The sequence below is a fragment of the Bifidobacterium xylocopae genome, assembly GCF_003315615.1.
Lineage (GTDB): Bacteria > Actinomycetota > Actinomycetes > Actinomycetales > Bifidobacteriaceae > Bombiscardovia > Bombiscardovia xylocopae.
The window spans coordinates 1-15413 of the sequence record NZ_PDCH01000002.1 but is presented as its reverse complement, the minus strand read 5'-3'; the positions used below and the strand labels follow the sequence as shown (position 1 = coordinate 15413).

Annotated in this window: 12 protein-coding genes; 2 read left to right on the top strand and 10 right to left on the bottom strand. The window is 67.5% G+C overall.

What is annotated here, in order from left to right; translation table 11 throughout:
• Positions 1-9 precede the first annotated feature (9 nt).
• From CRD59_RS01395 to CRD59_RS01370, 6 genes are all read right to left on the bottom strand, one after another.
• Complete coding sequence (locus tag CRD59_RS01395; protein ID WP_113852827.1) at positions 10-1206, bottom strand: D-alanine--D-alanine ligase family protein; 1197 nt, start codon at positions 1204-1206, stop codon at positions 10-12.
• Positions 1207-1401: 195 nt separating this feature from the next.
• Positions 1402-2400 (bottom strand): NAD(P)H-dependent glycerol-3-phosphate dehydrogenase, encoded by a 999-nt coding sequence (locus CRD59_RS01390; protein ID WP_113852826.1) that lies wholly within the window; start codon positions 2398-2400, stop codon positions 1402-1404.
• 132 nt (positions 2401-2532) lie between these two features.
• Positions 2533-3474, bottom strand: a complete 942-nt coding sequence (locus tag CRD59_RS01385) for a lysophospholipid acyltransferase family protein (protein ID WP_113852825.1) — start codon at positions 3472-3474, stop codon at positions 2533-2535.
• A gap of 182 nt (positions 3475-3656) precedes the next feature.
• Positions 3657-4988 carry a UDP-N-acetylglucosamine 1-carboxyvinyltransferase gene (gene murA / locus CRD59_RS01380; protein ID WP_113852824.1) on the bottom strand — a complete coding sequence of 444 codons (1332 nt, stop codon included), beginning with the start codon at positions 4986-4988 and terminating at the stop codon, positions 3657-3659.
• Positions 4989-5135: 147 nt separating this feature from the next.
• Entirely contained in the window at positions 5136-6230 is a 1095-nt protein-coding gene (locus CRD59_RS01375) for a CPBP family intramembrane glutamic endopeptidase (RefSeq protein ID WP_161522247.1), read from the bottom strand.
• Positions 6231-6407: 177 nt separating this feature from the next.
• Positions 6408-7493: a CPBP family intramembrane glutamic endopeptidase gene (locus tag CRD59_RS01370; RefSeq protein ID WP_161522246.1), complete on the bottom strand. Its 1086-nt coding sequence runs from the start codon at positions 7491-7493 to the stop codon at positions 6408-6410.
• Between the two features lie 207 nt (positions 7494-7700).
• On the opposite strand from CRD59_RS01370, the gene CRD59_RS01365 reads away from it, so the two are divergent.
• The gene (locus CRD59_RS01365) at positions 7701-8531 is read left to right on the top strand and encodes an IclR family transcriptional regulator (protein ID WP_113852821.1); all 831 of its coding nucleotides are present in this window, start codon (positions 7701-7703) and stop codon (positions 8529-8531) included.
• Between the two features lie 43 nt (positions 8532-8574).
• Here CRD59_RS01365 and CRD59_RS01360 read toward each other — a convergent pair whose 3' ends face one another.
• From CRD59_RS01360 to CRD59_RS01345, 4 genes are all read right to left on the bottom strand, one after another.
• On the bottom strand, positions 8575-10020 hold the full coding sequence (locus CRD59_RS01360) for a metallophosphoesterase family protein (protein ID WP_113852820.1): 1446 nt from the start codon (positions 10018-10020) through the stop codon (positions 8575-8577).
• Positions 10021-10149: 129 nt separating this feature from the next.
• Entirely contained in the window at positions 10150-10761 is a 612-nt protein-coding gene (locus CRD59_RS01355) for a response regulator (protein WP_113852819.1), read from the bottom strand.
• Positions 10758-12080 (bottom strand): sensor histidine kinase, encoded by a 1323-nt coding sequence (locus tag CRD59_RS01350; RefSeq protein ID WP_113852818.1) that lies wholly within the window; start codon positions 12078-12080, stop codon positions 10758-10760. Before CRD59_RS01350 ends, CRD59_RS01355 begins: the two co-directional genes overlap by 4 nt.
• A 24-nt stretch (positions 12081-12104) precedes the next feature.
• Positions 12105-13742 (bottom strand): MFS transporter, encoded by a 1638-nt coding sequence (locus CRD59_RS01345; protein ID WP_113852817.1) that lies wholly within the window; start codon positions 13740-13742, stop codon positions 12105-12107.
• Positions 13743-14101: 359 nt separating this feature from the next.
• Here CRD59_RS01345 and CRD59_RS01335 point away from each other — a divergent pair, with 359 nt between their 5' ends.
• A complete protein-coding gene (locus CRD59_RS01335; protein WP_113852815.1) occupies positions 14102-15070 on the top strand; it encodes a polyprenyl synthetase family protein in 969 nt (322 codons plus the stop codon).
• The last annotated feature ends 343 nt before the right edge of the window (positions 15071-15413 follow it).

Here is a 15413-nt window from a genome sequence, read left to right as displayed (position 1 = left end):
GCGGACGCCCTATCGCAGGATGCCGGTGATCAGCTGGGTGATGAGGTCGGAGTACGACAGGCCGGTGGCCTCCCAGGCCTTGGGATACATGGAGATGGGAGTGAATCCGGGCATGGTGTTGATTTCGTTGACCATGACCCGTCCATCGGGCAGCACAAAGCAGTCCACCCGGCTCAGACCCCGGCCGTCAACCGCCCGGAAGGCGCGGGCGGCGGTCTGGCGCACAGTCTCAAGCGTCGCCTCGGGAAGCTTGGCGGGCACCTCTACATGGGAGGCCGCCGCGTCCATGTACTTGCTGTCGAAGTCGTAGAAGGCATCGTCGGCCGGCCTGTCGAGGACGATTTCGCCAGGCCAGGCTGTCTGCGGCCCCTCCCCCTCCACCGGGTCGAAGACCGCGCATTCAATTTCACGCGCCTGGATGCCCTCTTCAATCAGTACACGCCAGTCATGCCGGGAGGCCTCGAAGAGCGCACGGGCAAGGTCCTTCGCGTTCTCCGCCTCCACCTTGGTCACGCCGAAGGAGGAGCCGGCCCTGGAGGGTTTGACGAAGACCGGGTAACGCAAACCGGCCTCACGCACCAGCCCTACCAACTCGTCGCCCGAAGCCTCTATGGATTCGCCGCCTGCCAGGGTGCGGGCGTCCACGGTGATGCCGGGCGCCACGGGAATACCGGCCGCCTGCAGCACGATCTTCGTGAAATGCTTGTCCATGCAGACCGCCGAGGCGAACACCCCGCAACCGATGTAAGGCACGCCCATCATCTCCAGGAGGCCCTGGACAGTGCCATCCTCGCCGAAGGGCCCATGTAGGACGGGGAAGACGGCATCGATGTGCCCCAAGGATTCCAGGGACTGGCCCCGGCCGGCCGCCGAACCCACCAACGGCGGACGGGATGGCCCGGATTGGCCCTTGTCCAGGTCAGCATGGTCGCCTGCGTAGAAGCCATCGGCCCCTTCGGCGATGTCAAGCAAGACCGGACGACTGGCCTCGGTCACGGTCACTTCCGGCAGATCCGACCCGCCCAGGTCCCAGCCACGCGGATCATCGCCGCCGACGATCCAGAGACCTTCGCGGGTGATGCCGATGGGCAGCGGGTCGAAGCGGTCCCGGTCCATGGCGTTCAGGACCCCGGCCGCGGAGACGCAGGAGATGGGGTGCTCGTCCGCCCGGCCCCCGTACAGTACCGCAACCCGCTGCTTCACCATGATGATCGCCGCTCCTTGTCCCAGGGCCCCAGGCGGCGCACATGCGCCTTTACCGCTTACCACTTACCCAGGGGCATTCACTTACCAGATAGGATAGGCCCGGGCATGGCCCACCGGCGGGTTGGCGCCCCACCCACGGTTTCGCCCGCCGATTCAGGGGCCGCACGGGCAACCCTGCGATTGCGGGGGCCGGCCCTATTCGGCGCCGATCGGCCCGCCGAAGAGTTCGTCGATCATCCCCGCGCAATCCAAGCCCTGATCCAATACGTGGCTCATGGCGCAGGCCAGGGGCGTCGGGACACCCAGCCGCCGGCCCAGGCCGACCACCGCGTCCGTGGTCGGCACGCCCTCGGCCACGCCTTGGCTGGCCTGGGTGGCTGCCTCTATGCTCATCCCCCGGCCGAGATTAAAGCCGAAGGTGTAATTGCGGCTCAGGGAGGAGGCGCAGGTGGCGATCAGGTCGCCCACCCCGGCAAGTCCGGCGAAGGTCCTCGCCTGGGCGCCGGCCGCCTCGCCCAGGGCGGTCATCTCGGCCAGCCCCCGGGCCTGGATCATGGCGGCGGTGTTCTCCCCGTATCCGGCTCCACGCGACATGCCGACCGCGAGCGCGGTCACGTTCTTGAGCGACCCGCACATCTCCAGGCCGATCACATCCGTGGAGACGAATGGCTTGAAGTAGGGGGCCTCGCAGGCATCGGCCACCTTCCGCGCCACCTCCCCATCAGTGCAGGCCACGACGGCGGCCGACGGCTCGCGCGCCCCCACTTCTTTGCTCAGGTTGGGCCCGGAGACCGCAGCGAACCGCTCTTGGGGCAGCCCCAGGGCCTCGGTGACCACCTGGTCCATGCGTTTGCCGCTGTCTCGCTCGATGCCCTTCATCAGCGAGACCACTACGGATTCAGGATCGATCAGCTGGCGGAACGGTTCCAGGGCTTCGCGCGCATGCTGCGCCGCTATGGCGACGACGACGATTGCAGCGCCCTCCACGGCTTCGCGGCGGTCCAGGCTGGCGGTCATGGCATCCGGCAGCCTCTCGATCGTAGGGGCGCGTTTCGGGTTGCGGTGGTCGCCGTTGATGGCATCCACCACTTGCGGCTCGATGGCCCACATGACCACCTGGTTGCCCGCGTCCGCAAGCACCTGTCCGAAGGTGGTGCCCCACGCTCCCGCTCCGAGGACTGCGATCTTCGTCATGCTGCTCCTTGACTGGCTTTGACTGGCACCGATGCCATCATGCCGACGGCCTGCCGCTCCGGGCATTGCAAATATGACCATCCTAGGACTCCGGCCGGTGCTCTTCAAGCCGTGTCGTCCCGCTGTTGCGTTTCAGGCCGCTGCTGGCGCCTCCCGGACCTCCCGACCGGCCGGCGGCCTGGCCTCGGGCCTGCGGGGTTTGCGGGTCATCGTCCTGTAGTCGAAGTACCCATCTGCCGGCGGCTCCTCGCCCCGGATCTCGGCCATGATGGCTTCCATCCGCTCCCGCAGCCGCCGGCAGAGCTCATCCACGGCCTCGCGCGGCGGCTCCTCGCCCCAGTCCTCCATGCCTTCCAGCAGGTCGGCGTAATCCAGTGCCCGGTCATAGCACATCACCACGTTCTTGCGTGGCCAGGGCCACCAGTGGTTGATGGAGGCCGCCCCCCAGGTCACACAGGGGAAGAGCGGCACCTGCCGTCCCAGGATCCGCGATGATTTCAGGGCGATCACACCCACGCCCGGCTTCAGGGACATAGGCCACTTGAGCGGGTCGCGTGTGACGGTGCCTTCCGGCCAGATGGTCAACGGCCGCCCGGAGGTCACGATATCGATGGATTCACGCTCGATCTGCTCGGCCTGCCCGCTGCGGCGCGGCACCGGCTGCATGCCCACCAAGCGGAACCAGCGGCCGATCAGGGGCCAGCGGGCCATCTCCGCCTTGGCCATGTACCGTGGCCGGCGGCCCATGTGGAAGAGCGCCATCATGGGGATGAACACATCGAACTGGGTCACATGGGTGGCTGCGGTTATGAAGGTGCCGGATTCGGGTACCCGCTCCAGTCCCCAGGCGTATGTTTTGCAGGAGGCGCGAATCACCCGGGAGGTGCCGGCCAGGAGGCGGGCCGTGGCCTTCGGGTTCTGCTCGTCGACCTCCGCCTGGTTGGGCGTGCGCGGCCCGGTCGGATAGTAGCGGGTCGGGTCCGCCAGCCTGTGGGCCCGGGCCAGTTTGGCCACCTGTCCGCTGGGCAGGGGGCTGACCGCCGAACGTGGAGAAGGTCTGCCTTTCGATACCATGCCACTATTGTGCCTCATGGGTGCCCCAGGCGGCCACCTACGGGCGGATCATGGACTTTTCGCATGGTTGCGGCAGGCGGGACGACCGGCGACCCGGGCATCCCCAAAAGGCAGGGGCGCCCCACCCGAACGAGGGTCGCCCTTTCGCCCTGCCGCATGCAACGGCGGAACGGTCGCCGTCGTCAGTCGATGTCGGCGCCCAGCGCCACCAGCTTGTCGCGGAAGTCCTCGTAACCGCGGTCGATCAGGGAGATGCCGTGCACCTCTGAGGGGCCGGAGGCCGTCAGGGCCGCGATCAGGTGGCTGAAGCCACCGCGCAGGTCGGGCACGTCGATGTCCTGCCCGCTCAGGGGGGTGGGCCCGAAAATGACCGCCGAGTGCTCGAAATTGCGCTGCTGGAAACGGCAGGGCAGGGAGCCCAGGCACTCCTTGTACAGCTGTATGGTGGCGCCCATCTGCACCAGGGGCTTGGTGAAGCCGAAACGGTTCTCATAGACGGTCTCGTGCACGATCGACAGGCCCTTGGCCTGGGTCAGCGCCACCACCAGCGGCTGCTGCCAGTCGGTCATGAAACCGGGGTGCACGTCGGTCTCGATCGCCACGGGCTTCAGGTCGCCACCCGGATGCCAGAAGCGGATGCCGTCGTCGCGCACGTCGAACTCGCCGCCGATCTTGCGAAACACATTCAGGAAGGTCATCATGTCCGGCTGCTGGGCGCCGCGCACGAAGATGTCGCCGTGCGTGGCCAGGGCGGCCGAGGCCCAGGAGGCGGCTTCGATCCGGTCCGGCAGGGCCGTGTGCCGGTAGCCTTTCAGCGCCTTGACGCCCTCCACACGTATGGTGCGGTCCACATCCACGGAGATCTGCGCGCCCATCTTCTGCAGAACGGCGACCAGGTCCATGATCTCGGGTTCGGTGGCGGCCCCCGACAGCTCGGTCTTGCCATCGGCCAGAACGGCTGCCAGCAGGGTCTGCTCGGTGGCGCCCACGGACGGGTAGGGCAGGTGGATCTTGGCGCCATGCAGGCCGTCAGGGGCGGTGATATGGATGCCCGCCTCGTGTTCCTTGTCCACCTTCGCGCCCAGCTTGCGCAAGGTCTCCAGGTGGAAGTCGATGGGGCGCGAACCGATCTTGCAGCCTCCCAGGGCGGGGATGAACGCCTCGCCCAGCCGGTGCAGGAGCGGGCCCGAGAACAGGATGGGTATGCGGGAGGAACCGGAGAGCGTGTCCACATCGGCCACATCCGCAAGCTCCACATGGGAGGCGTCTATCGTGACCACACCCTCCCTGGGCTCCACATCCACCTTGACCCCATGCAGGCGCAGCAGGTCGGAGACCACTTGCACGTCGCGGATCTCGGGGACGTTCTTCAGCACCGAGATACCGGGCGCCAGCAACGCCGCGACCATGGCCTTGGAGACGAAGTTCTTGGCACCGCGCACCTGGATGCTGCCCGCCAGCGGCTTGCCGCCCACCACGTGCAGGACATCCTCCTCAGGGTTCACTCCCACCATTCCAGCTCCTCTGTGCGCACCCTCGCCCACATCGGTCGGCGCGCCGTTCGATCGTTTACCTCACCACTTAAGCATCAGTGTGCCACAGGGACTGTAAGCGCCCCGTGAAAATGCGCGCGGAGCCGAATCCACCGGGGCCCGGCCGGGTCAGGCCGGCAACGGTGTGAATTCCTGGGTGGTCAACAGGACCTGCAGGACCAGATAGACCAGGAACCACAGACCAGCCCAGGAGGCGTAGATCCCCTTGAACGCGCGGTTGGCCAGGATGAAACCACGGATGCGCTCCCTGGCCAGGTAGAGGACCAGGACACCCAACAGCGCTCCGAAGACCAACAGACCCAGATTGGCCTGGTCCTGCGCTTGCGAAGGCAGGCGGGAGATGACCAGCGAACCCAGGTTCGAGATGAGCAGATTGTTGACGATGTGCAGGAGCATGGACCAGAAAATCGAATACTCGCAGGCCACATAGCCCAGGACGAGCCCGACGAGGAAGGCGAAGAGGCCCTGGGACAGGTCGGAGTGGAAGAACCCGAACATGGCTGCGGAGGTTATGATCGCGAAGACCTTGCCGTAGCGCTTGAGGGCGTTCATAATCACTCCACGGAAGACGATCTCCTCCACGACCGGCCCGAAGAAGGAGACATAGAAGAACATGACGGCGGATCCGGAAGCCGCCTGAATGGCCTCGGACGAGGTGGATACCTTGAGTTGGAGATGCTCGACGACCCAGTTGAAGCCCAGGTCGTAGACGCTGCTGACGGCCTGTCCCGTCAGGAGCAGGGCCACCGCGCCCAGGAAGACCAATGGGGTCATGCGGTGCTCACGTCGGTGGAAGACGCCGGTGCTGCCGGGATCGGCGATCTGACGCTTGTGGGTCAGGATCCAGAAGACGAAGGCGCTGACCACGCAGACCAGGTTCAGCACCCCGGCGAAACGGGTGTCCATCTGTGCCAGGGCCGTATCAACCGAAACCGGCTGATGGCGCGCGCTCTCCATCATGACGATGAAGGCTATGGCCACAGCCGGTCCGATGAGCTGCATGACCACCAGGTAGAGGATCAAGGCGCCGGATTGCTCGTTGAGAGCGATCCTTACCTGCTTGACCGGAGGATGCCGCCGGTCGCCATGGTCAGCAGACGCACGGGCCGGAGCAGGGCCGCCGGCCGTCCTGGTGCCCTGGGCCGCAAGCGCGGCCTCCTCCGTGGGCCCCTGCCCCTCCGACGCACGCCGAGACCGTCTCATAGCCACCCTCTTTCCTTCTTCCATCGTCCCGGCCCCTCCAGCCACACGAACATACGCAGGCCCGCGGGCGCGACCGGGATGCAATCGGCTACCAGTCTAGCGCCACCCCTTCTTGATGCCGTGGGTGGCGGGCAGCGGGCGCTTCTCCGGCTGACGGGCGAGATCCGGCTGCCGGCGTCAGTGGACCAGCCGCCATACGATCAACACCGCCTGAACCCCGCTGACGAGCAGGAACCAGAAACCTCCCCAGGAGGCGTAGATGTTGGGCGCGGACCGGTCGGCCCTGAGAAATGCCGCCAGACGGTGCCTCCAGCAGACCAGGACCAGTGCACCCAGTACGGCGATCAGTGCCCAGAAGCAGACGGCACCGGTCTGCAGGGCCGCCCCCCTGAGCCCGTAACCGGCAAGGGACTGGCGGACCAGGTTGGGCAGGTAGAAGGCGGCCAGGTTGGAGGCTACGTGCAGGCCGATGGGCCAGATCAGGCTGTACTCGCAGCCCACGAATCCCAGGACCAGTCCCAGACCGAAGGCGAAGACCGATTGGGATAGGTTGCCGTGCAGGAGGGCGAACAGGAAGGATGTCGTCACAATCGCGAACCCGCGACCGTATCGCTTGAGCGCCCCCAGCACCGCGCCTCGGAAGACGGTCTCCTCCACGACCGGCCCCCACAGGCAGCTGTACAGGAGCATGGGCAGGGCCGCGGAGGTCGGCCAGAGCAGGCTCATATCGCCGCCCTCGCCGACGGTCTCACCCAGGCGGCCGACGGTGCGGATCAGCCCGAAGTCATAGAGCTTGGAGAGCGATTGGGCGGCCAAAACCAGCAGCAGGGCGGTCAGCAGGACAGGAAAGGTCATAGGCCGGCTGGAACGGCGGAAGACGCCGCCTGGACCGGGATCGGCGATCTGCCGGCGCCGGTAGAGGATCATGAAGACGAACGCGACGGTCGTGGACAGCAGGTAGAGCTCGGCCATGCGCCAGCCATCCAGGTTGGCCACGGTGCGTTCGAATGAGATGCCCCCGCCGGCCGGAAGCCCCTGCACGGCGATGAGGATGACCCCCACCGAGTATCCGACCAGCTGCATGGCGACCATGTAGAGGAAAATGAAGACCGACTGGGTGCCGACCGCTTCCCGCAGTCCGGACAGCGCCTGCCGGGACAGCGCCTGGCGCCGCCCCCAAGGCCCTGACGCAACCGGCACCGGCGCATGACGGGGACCGCTGCGGGGATGGCCCCCGCCGCCGATCGCGTGTCTGCCCTTCATGCGTCCCCTCATGCCGAAGCCCGGGCATAACTGCCCCGCAGCCTGCCATACCCCTCTCTTAAGATACACCCCATGGGGGCCGATAACCGGGTCACAACCCATCGGCCCCGGGCCTTCCGGCGAAAGGGCGACGGCCGGGGCCGCGTAAGCTTTCAGAAACAATACGGACTCTTTGCGTTCACATACTGAGATGTACCGTTATAGGGTATGGCACAATCTTCACACACAGCAGCAGACCATACCTGGTTCGATGATGCCATACACCAAGCACGGCTCGGCAGCACCGACGAGACCTCCCATGACGAGGGCGACACCCACTCCGGCGTGGGCGTGCTCGACAAAACCGTCAAAATCCTGGACGCCCTGGAAGCAGGCCCCAGCACGCTCGGACAGCTGGTCGCCGCCACCGGCCTGGCCCGGCCCACGGCCCACCGACTCGCCACGGCCTTGGAGCGGCACCGCTTCGTCTGCCGGGACGAGCATGGCCGGTTCACCCTGGGCTCGCGCTTCGCCGAACTTGCCGCGGCCGCCGGTGAGGACCGGCTCCTGACCGCAGCCGGCCCCATCCTGCGCACCCTGCTCAGCCGTACCGGCGAATCCGCCCAGATCTTCCGTCGGCAGGGCGAGCACCGGGTATGCATCGCCGCCCTGGACCGGCCCTCGGGCCTGCGCGATTCAATCCCGGTCGGCGCGGTCCTGCCCATGCAGGCGGGCGCGGCCTCGCAGATCCTCCTGGCCTGGGACGCACCCGAGCGCATCCACCAGATCCTCATGCGGGCCACATTCAGCGCCGCCCGCCTGGCCGACGTGCGCAAGCGCGGCTGGGCCGAGTCCATCAACGAACACGAGCAGGGCGTCTGCTCCATCTCGGCCCCCATCCGCAACCCCGCCGGGCAGGTCATGGCGGCCATCTCCATCTCCGGGCCGGTGGAACGCATGAGCCGGGCCCCCGGCCGCCATTACGCCCCGCTGGTCATGGCAGCCGGCAAATACCTTACCGACAACCTCCAGCGCGTCGGCGGCCGCCTGGGCGTCTGACCCCTCCGGTACCCCCCTGGCCCCAGCTGGGCACCGGAAGCGTTCAGCGCCGGCGCTTGGACGAACCGTGGGAGGCCAGGAAGCCGGCCAGCAGCGTGGCCAGCCCGCCAGCCAGCAGGCCTGGCTTGCGCAGCAGGTCGAAGGCGTCGCCCTTGGACACCGGCATGTGGCTGAGTGCGAAGGTGTATGCCTTGTGGGAGCTGGACCGCCCTACCAAACGGCCGAATTCAAGCAGTTGCGTGCGCGGCCGGTAGGGGTGGCGGATGTCGAACTCGAACAGCCGTGCCGCCCTTTTGGCCGGTGCCGGCCCGTAGGAGCCGAACCCGCAGGTGGGGGTCACGCCCAAGGTCACCCCGTCCACATCGCCAACGAATCCGTTGCGGTGGTCATGCCCTGCGAAGAGCGCGAAATACCCGGACTTGCGCAGAATCGCGAACTCCCCGCTGTCGTGGTCCGGGCAGGAGACCCCCTCGCCCAGGAAGGAACCGGGCAGGGCCTTGGACTCATCGAGCGTGTAGCAGGCCGAATCGAAGGAGCGATAGCCCTGGATGGCGTTGGCGGTCGTGGCGGGGACCGGTTTGAGCAGGCGGTAGAACTGGGGCAGGGGCATGTGCTGGAAGACCATGGACCGCTGGCCCACGAGCCCCGGCACCCGTCCCAGGAAGTCCAGCGCCCGCTTGGAGGGCGACCCGTAGCCACCCCTGCGGTCGTAGTCGCCCGAATCCAGCAGCACCAGGCCCAGGACGGACTGCCGCCCGTACTCGTCGGCGACAGGCAGTGCGAACGTGCCCGGCTCGCAGGCGTAGCCGCGCTGGTCGCCCAAACCGGATGCCGGCAGTGGCCGGGGCCGCCCGTAACCGGCCGAGGCGGTCGATTCAGGGTTCAGGCAGCCGGGGAATTCCCGGTAGATGGCATCCAGTCGGTCGGTGTCCAGCCCGCATTGGAAGTCGTGGTTGCCGTATGTCACGGCGAAGGGTATGCCCCGCTCCACCAGAGGCGCGACCAGTTGGGATATGGTCCGCCGGACCAGCTCCTCACTGTCGCCCAGCTCCCGCTCCCTGCGACCGGCGGCGTCGTCCTTGCCCCCCTGGGCGTCCTCCTGGCCTTCGCTGTGATCGGGCTTCATGAATCCCTGGATGGCGTCGCCCACCCATCGGCTCATGGTGAGACCCGCCGAGTAGACGGGGTCCAGGCGGGTGGACCAGCGGCGTTTACGGAAGGTCTTCTCATAGGCGCTGTCGTAGCCGGCGATCTGGTTGCCGGAGAAGACCACCAGATCGGGCCGGGCCGCGTCGCAGGCCGCCGCGATCAGACGCACGGTGTCAGCCGAGACCTTGGGTCCCTCCTGGGCGTCCGCAAACTGCAGGACGCGGAACTTGCCCGAGCGGTGGAACTGCAGCCGCCCCAGCCGCGCCGAGACGGACAGGGGGCGGTCGTCCTCAATGGCGCCGCCCCGCCTCGCGGCCATTAAATCCTGTGCATCGCTCATACCATTACCCTACTTCACCAGACCCGAGAATACAGCCTCTGCCTTCCCCCAAAAGCACGACCTGGCGGGCAGCGGCCCCCCGGCAGCCGCCAGGCCCTTCAAGGAGTCACCGGACGAAGGCGCCTTCGCTCAGAGCATGTCGTAGGCTTCGGCGACGGCTGCGGTCCGGTCGTTGACACCCAGCTTGGCGAAGATGCGGGAAAAGTAGGTCTTGACAGTCGTCTCACCCAGGTAGAGGCGGGCGGCTATCTGCCTGTTGGTCAGACCATCGGCGGCCAGGCGGAGCACGGCCAGCTCCCGCTCGGACAGGGTGGGCCGGGGGTCGGGCTTGAGACCCCTGGCCACCGCCCCTGCGGCCTGGGGGTCCAGGACGGTGCGGCCAGCCACGGTGTCCCGGATGGCCTGAGCCAGTACGTCGGGTTCCACGTCCTTGAGCAGATAGCCGTGGGCGCCTGCCTCGATGGCGGTGAGGATGTCCGAATCCGAGTCGTAGGTGGTCAGGATCAGTATCTTGAGTTCCGGATCCACGGACAGGGCCTTCCGCGTGACTTCGGGACCGTCCATATCCGGCATCCGCAGATCGAGCAGGAGCAGGTCGGGCCGCCGCTCCTCCACGGCCGCGAGCGCCTCGCCGCCATCACCTGCCTCCGCCACTATTTCCAGTTCGGCGTGCCTGGCCAGCATGGAGCGGATGCCCTCGCGCACCATCGGGTGGTCGTCCGCCATGACGATACGTATCATGACACCCCTTTCCCTGCATGTTCCACCTCACGACGGGGCGTCAGCTCGAAGACCACGCCCAGTTCGGTCCCGCAGCCCGGCCGTGAATCCAGCGTGAGCCTGCCCCCGGATTCGGCCGCCCGCTGGCGCATATCCTCCAGCCCGTAGCCGTGTCCGGGCCGGGCTGCCGCCTGCCGCCTGGCCTGGCCAGGGTCGAAACCGCAGCCGTCATCGCTTACGGTCAGCGTGAGCCGCCGGCCCGTCTTCCCCGTCTCCACTCCCAGGTCCAGGCGAACCCGACTGGCCTGTGCGTGTTTGATTGTATTGGCCAGGGCCTCCTGGGCTATCCGCAGGATGGCCACTTCCCGCCTGCGCCCCAGGATGGGCAATGGTTCACGAACCGTGCATTCGACGCTCAGGCCGGAGCGTTCGGCCGCTTTCCCGGCAGTCCGGCGGATGGCGGCGGCCAGGTCCTTGCCCTCCAAATCGGCGGGTTCCGAGTCGGCGATCATGCGGCGTGTGTCGTCCAGGCTGGACTTGGCCAGTTCGCCGATCATGCCCAGGTGCCGGTCGGCCTGGTCGCCGTCGGTGTCCATCTCCGCCCTGACCGCTCGGCTCAGGGCCAGGATCGAGGCCAGGGACTGGGCGATCGTATCGTGCATCTCCCGGGCCACCCGCTCCCGTTCGGCCAGGGCCCCCTCCTGCCTGCTCAGTCGTCTGATGGTCTCCTGCTGCCGTTCCAGCTGGTCCAGCAGCCGCTGGTTGCGGGCGTTGGTCCGGGCCAGCACATCGAATGATTCGCCGATCATGGCCGAAAAGACCACCGTGATGGCGAACATCACGAGCGAGTCGCCCAAATCGGACCCTATGACCCTCAGCCCAGCGAGCGCCTGTACGGCGAACCCGCAGTTCATGGCGGCGACGATGCCCAGGGCCGGCAGATAGGAAAAGGCGATGAACAGCGCGGGGATGACGTATATCTGCGCCAGGATCGCCGTACGGTCCATCCAGCTGGCGAGCAGGGTGCAGACCACCACCGCCAGCGCGAAGATCCATCCGCGCAGACCTGTCTTGCTGACCGGCTCGCGCTGGGCTGCCGGTTCCCTCTCGTAGATTCGACCCAGAATTGAGCGGACGAAGAAGAGGCAGGGCAGGGCCAGCAGCAGCGCGGAGATCAGCCGCTGCCCCAACGGTGCGCGCGAGAAGGCGAGATCGACGGCAATCACGCAGGCCAGCTCGATCAGAAAGTACCAATTCCAGGTGGTGTATACCCGCCGCCGCTGAGTCAGTGTCCTGGCACTGCCCGCCTGGGGAATCCCCCCAACCGTGCTATCCGACATAGGCGCCTCCTCCCTGCCTTTAGCTTATCTTCGGTCCGTGCGCTTGCGGGGGTAGGCCAGCGCCAATAGCACGAACCCCAACGAGAGGACGGCCATGGCGGCGAAGACCTTGCCTGAACCGGTCGCATACGAGGCACGCACCACATCCATGACGCTCCGACGCATGACTTCGGACATGCCGGCCAGCCGGGAGCCCGCAGCGCCTGAAGAGCCGGAGCCCGAGCCCACCGAATCGGCGATGGCCCGCGCCTGGTCCATGCTCACCCCGTACTTGCCCAACCCCCTGTGGATGTCCCGGGCGAAATAGTGCGTGCACAGGGGGCCCAGAACGGCCATGCCCAGGGCACCCCCGAAGTTCTTGAACATCTGGTTGATGGCCGACACCTCGCCGTATGAGGCGCCTATGGCCCGGTCCACGGTGTCGGTCGAGGACGGCGAGAACATGAAGCCGATGCCGGCGCCGGCGACCACCATGGCCAGTGAGAGCCAGAGCGTGTTGCCCGGCAACCCCTTGTCCAATGATCCGGCACTGACGGACATCCACCCGAAACCCGCCGCCGCCACCAGGCCGGCGATCAGCAGGACGGGCTTCATCCCGCCCCGGCTGAAGACGCGGGCGCCGAACATGGCGGAGACCAGGTAGCCGAAGAAGAAGTAGAGGATGAACAGGCTGGTCATCAACGTGGAGCGGTCCAGGGCCAGAAGACCGTAGACGCTCAGGAAGTACATGATCGGCTGGAAGATGACGGCCGCGACCAACATGGCGAACTGGGAGATGTCGAAGGGGCCGTTTGCAAAGACCCTGAGCTTGATGACCGGGTGCTCCTGCCGCCGCTCCCAGATGATGAAGAAGGCGAACAGCAGGATGGAGGCGGTCAGCCCGGTCACGATCCGCCAGTCGGACCAGCCCACCGACCGTCCCTGCTGCAGGGGCACGATCAGGGCCACCATGGCCGCGCCCGCGATCAGCCCGCCAAGCCAGTCGATCCGATGCCCATCCCCGCCCGAACGCAAGTCGGTGGGGATCATCAGGGCGATCATGGCGATGGCGGCGAGGGCCAGGGGCAGGTTGATGAAAAAGATGGCACGCCAGGAGTAGGTGACCAGCCAGGAGCCCAGAATCGGCCCCAGGCAGGTCATCGCACCGGTGACCGCGAAGAACAGCGCCATGTTCTTCGCCCGGCTGACGGGCGCTGAATACGAGAAGAGGATTCCGATGGCGGCCGGGAACATCATGGACTGGCCGATGCCTTGCAGAGCGCGCGCAGCGAGCATGAGCGCGAGGGCGGACGATCCGCCTGGCACCATGCCGCATCCCAGGGAGCCCAGCCCGAACAGGAACGTGCCCATGAGCATGATCCGCTTGTACCCCACCCGGTCGGACAGGTGGCCGCAGATGGGGAAGGCCGCCGCTGATGCCAGCATGTAGGCGTTGACCACCCACTGGATGCCGCCGGCTGTGAACCCCAGCCCGGTCTGCACGGCCTGGCTGGACAGGGAGACGATCGTGGAATCTATATTGGTCATCGACACGGCGATGATGAGGCCGGTCAGAATCAGGCCGAGCTTCCTGCCGGGCATGGCACCGGCTGTCCCGCCGCCGGCCCCGGCCATCCTGGCCTCCCCTGGGCCGGTCTGTGTGGTCCCTATCCGCATGGACATAATCGTCGCGCCTTCCTCCTGCGGCACCGTAGCCGATGACCGCCTCGAATCCAGGGCGGCCGTCCATGGGACGGTGAGGCCCTGCAACGATTCCGAGCCTATGGGCTTGGCCCGCGCCGACCTGTCGTCCGGCCCGCCCGAGCCCTGTCCCCCATTCGGACGACACCGCCCCGTCGCCGACGCGAACCCGGACGAAGCCCAGCGGCCCTGAAGGGTCGGAACCTCGCGTGGCCCGCCCTACTGTGAACCGGAAGACACTTGGGGCAACCGCCACCCCCAGGGACGGGAATTTGGCGGTCCAAGGCCCGTTCCCCTTGCTATATTGGGAGCATCGGCACTTTCGAGAGGTTGAGTCGCACATGACAGACAGGCAGCGCGCCCTGCTCAGGGGGGACATGGAGCAGGTGGTCGGCCGGCTGCGGCGCGAGGAGACCTCGGTGGCCCCCTACCGGGAGGACTACCGGCGGCTGCTGGACAACCATGGCAAGATGATCCGCGCCGCCCTGCTGCTGCTGTTCGGGCGGGCCGGGGCGCCGGCCGCCTCCGGTCCGCTGGGTCCCGACAGCCCCCTGGTCACCGGGGCCGCGGCCATCGAGATGCTCCACCTGGCCACCCTGGTCCACGACGACGTGCTCGACGACGCGGACACCCGCCGGGGCCGGCCCACGGTCCACACCACCAGGGGCAACAAGGCCGCCATCTACCTGGGCGATCTGATCCTCTCGCGCTATATGGAGATCATGGCCTCCATCGCTCCGGACACGGCCTTCATCCGCGAGCAGGCCGGCACGGTCTGCGAGATCGTGGGCGGCGAGCTCCTGCAGGAGTCCGCCCGGGGCGACACGGCCGTCACCCGCGCCTACTACGAGCGCGCCATCCGCGGCAAGACCGCCGCCCTCTTCCGCCTGGCGGCCACGACCGGCGTCAAGCTGGGCACGTCCGACCCCTCCCCCGACCTTCTGGCCGCCGCCCACGACTTCGGCGAGCACCTGGGCATGGCCTTCCAGATCATCGACGACATCGGCGACTTCGACGTGGCCCACGAGTCCGGCAAACCCAAGCTGGAGGACATCCGGGAGCGCATCTACACCCTCCCCGTCATCCTGGGCCTGGAGTCCGACCCGGCCTTCGCGCAGGTCCTCGAATCAGACGACCCGGCGGAGGTCCTGGCCTACCTGCAGGCGCATCCGTCCCTGGTGGACGGCGCCAAGGACGGGGCACGCAGCCAGTTGAGCCAGGCCCGCCAGGCCCTGGATGGCGCCCCCATCGCCCCGGGTGTCAGCAGGCTCCTGGACCGGCTGGCCGCCCGCCTCAGCGCCCAGGTCTGAGCCTTCCGCCGCCGGCGACCGACACCCCCCCGGCGTCTGGCCCGCGGGCCGTCCAGGCCGGCGCCTTCGGCCCCGGGTCGGCCACGCTGCTATACTGGCAGCATATCGCGCCCACGGCCACGGTTGGGGAACCGGATCCGCCGGCGCGCACCAGGGGAACCACAACGGAAGCGCACGCCACGGCACAGGCCGGGCGAGCCCGCCTCCCGTTCTCGCATCTTCGAGGAGCCGACACCACCATGCGCCACACCCGCACACGCCGCACCACCGCCACCGCACTGGCCATGACCCTAGCCATCGCCACCATCGGGGGGGGGGGGGCAGCCCGGCAGGCGCACGCCAA

Bases quoted from the DNA above. Each gene is read 5' to 3' on its own strand.
- CRD59_RS01395 (WP_113852827.1), bottom strand. From the start codon at position 1,206: ATGGTGAAGCAGCGGGTTGCGGTACTGTACGGGGGCCGGGCGGACGAG.
- CRD59_RS01390 (WP_113852826.1), bottom strand. From the start codon at position 2,400: ATGACGAAGATCGCAGTCCTCGGAGCGGGAGCGTGGGGCACCACCTTC.
- CRD59_RS01385 (WP_113852825.1), bottom strand. From the start codon at position 3,474: ATGGTATCGAAAGGCAGACCTTCTCCACGTTCGGCGGTCAGCCCCCTG.
- murA (WP_113852824.1), bottom strand. From the start codon at position 4,988: ATGGTGGGAGTGAACCCTGAGGAGGATGTCCTGCACGTGGTGGGCGGC.
- CRD59_RS01375 (WP_161522247.1), bottom strand. From the start codon at position 6,230: ATGAGACGGTCTCGGCGTGCGTCGGAGGGGCAGGGGCCCACGGAGGAG.
- CRD59_RS01370 (WP_161522246.1), bottom strand. From the start codon at position 7,493: ATGAAGGGCAGACACGCGATCGGCGGCGGGGGCCATCCCCGCAGCGGT.
- CRD59_RS01365 (WP_113852821.1), top strand. From the start codon at position 7,701: ATGGCACAATCTTCACACACAGCAGCAGACCATACCTGGTTCGATGAT.
- CRD59_RS01360 (WP_113852820.1), bottom strand. From the start codon at position 10,020: ATGAGCGATGCACAGGATTTAATGGCCGCGAGGCGGGGCGGCGCCATT.
- CRD59_RS01355 (WP_113852819.1), bottom strand. From the start codon at position 10,761: ATGATACGTATCGTCATGGCGGACGACCACCCGATGGTGCGCGAGGGC.
- CRD59_RS01350 (WP_113852818.1), bottom strand. From the start codon at position 12,080: ATGTCGGATAGCACGGTTGGGGGGATTCCCCAGGCGGGCAGTGCCAGG.
- CRD59_RS01345 (WP_113852817.1), bottom strand. From the start codon at position 13,742: ATGTCCATGCGGATAGGGACCACACAGACCGGCCCAGGGGAGGCCAGG.
- CRD59_RS01335 (WP_113852815.1), top strand. From the start codon at position 14,102: ATGACAGACAGGCAGCGCGCCCTGCTCAGGGGGGACATGGAGCAGGTG.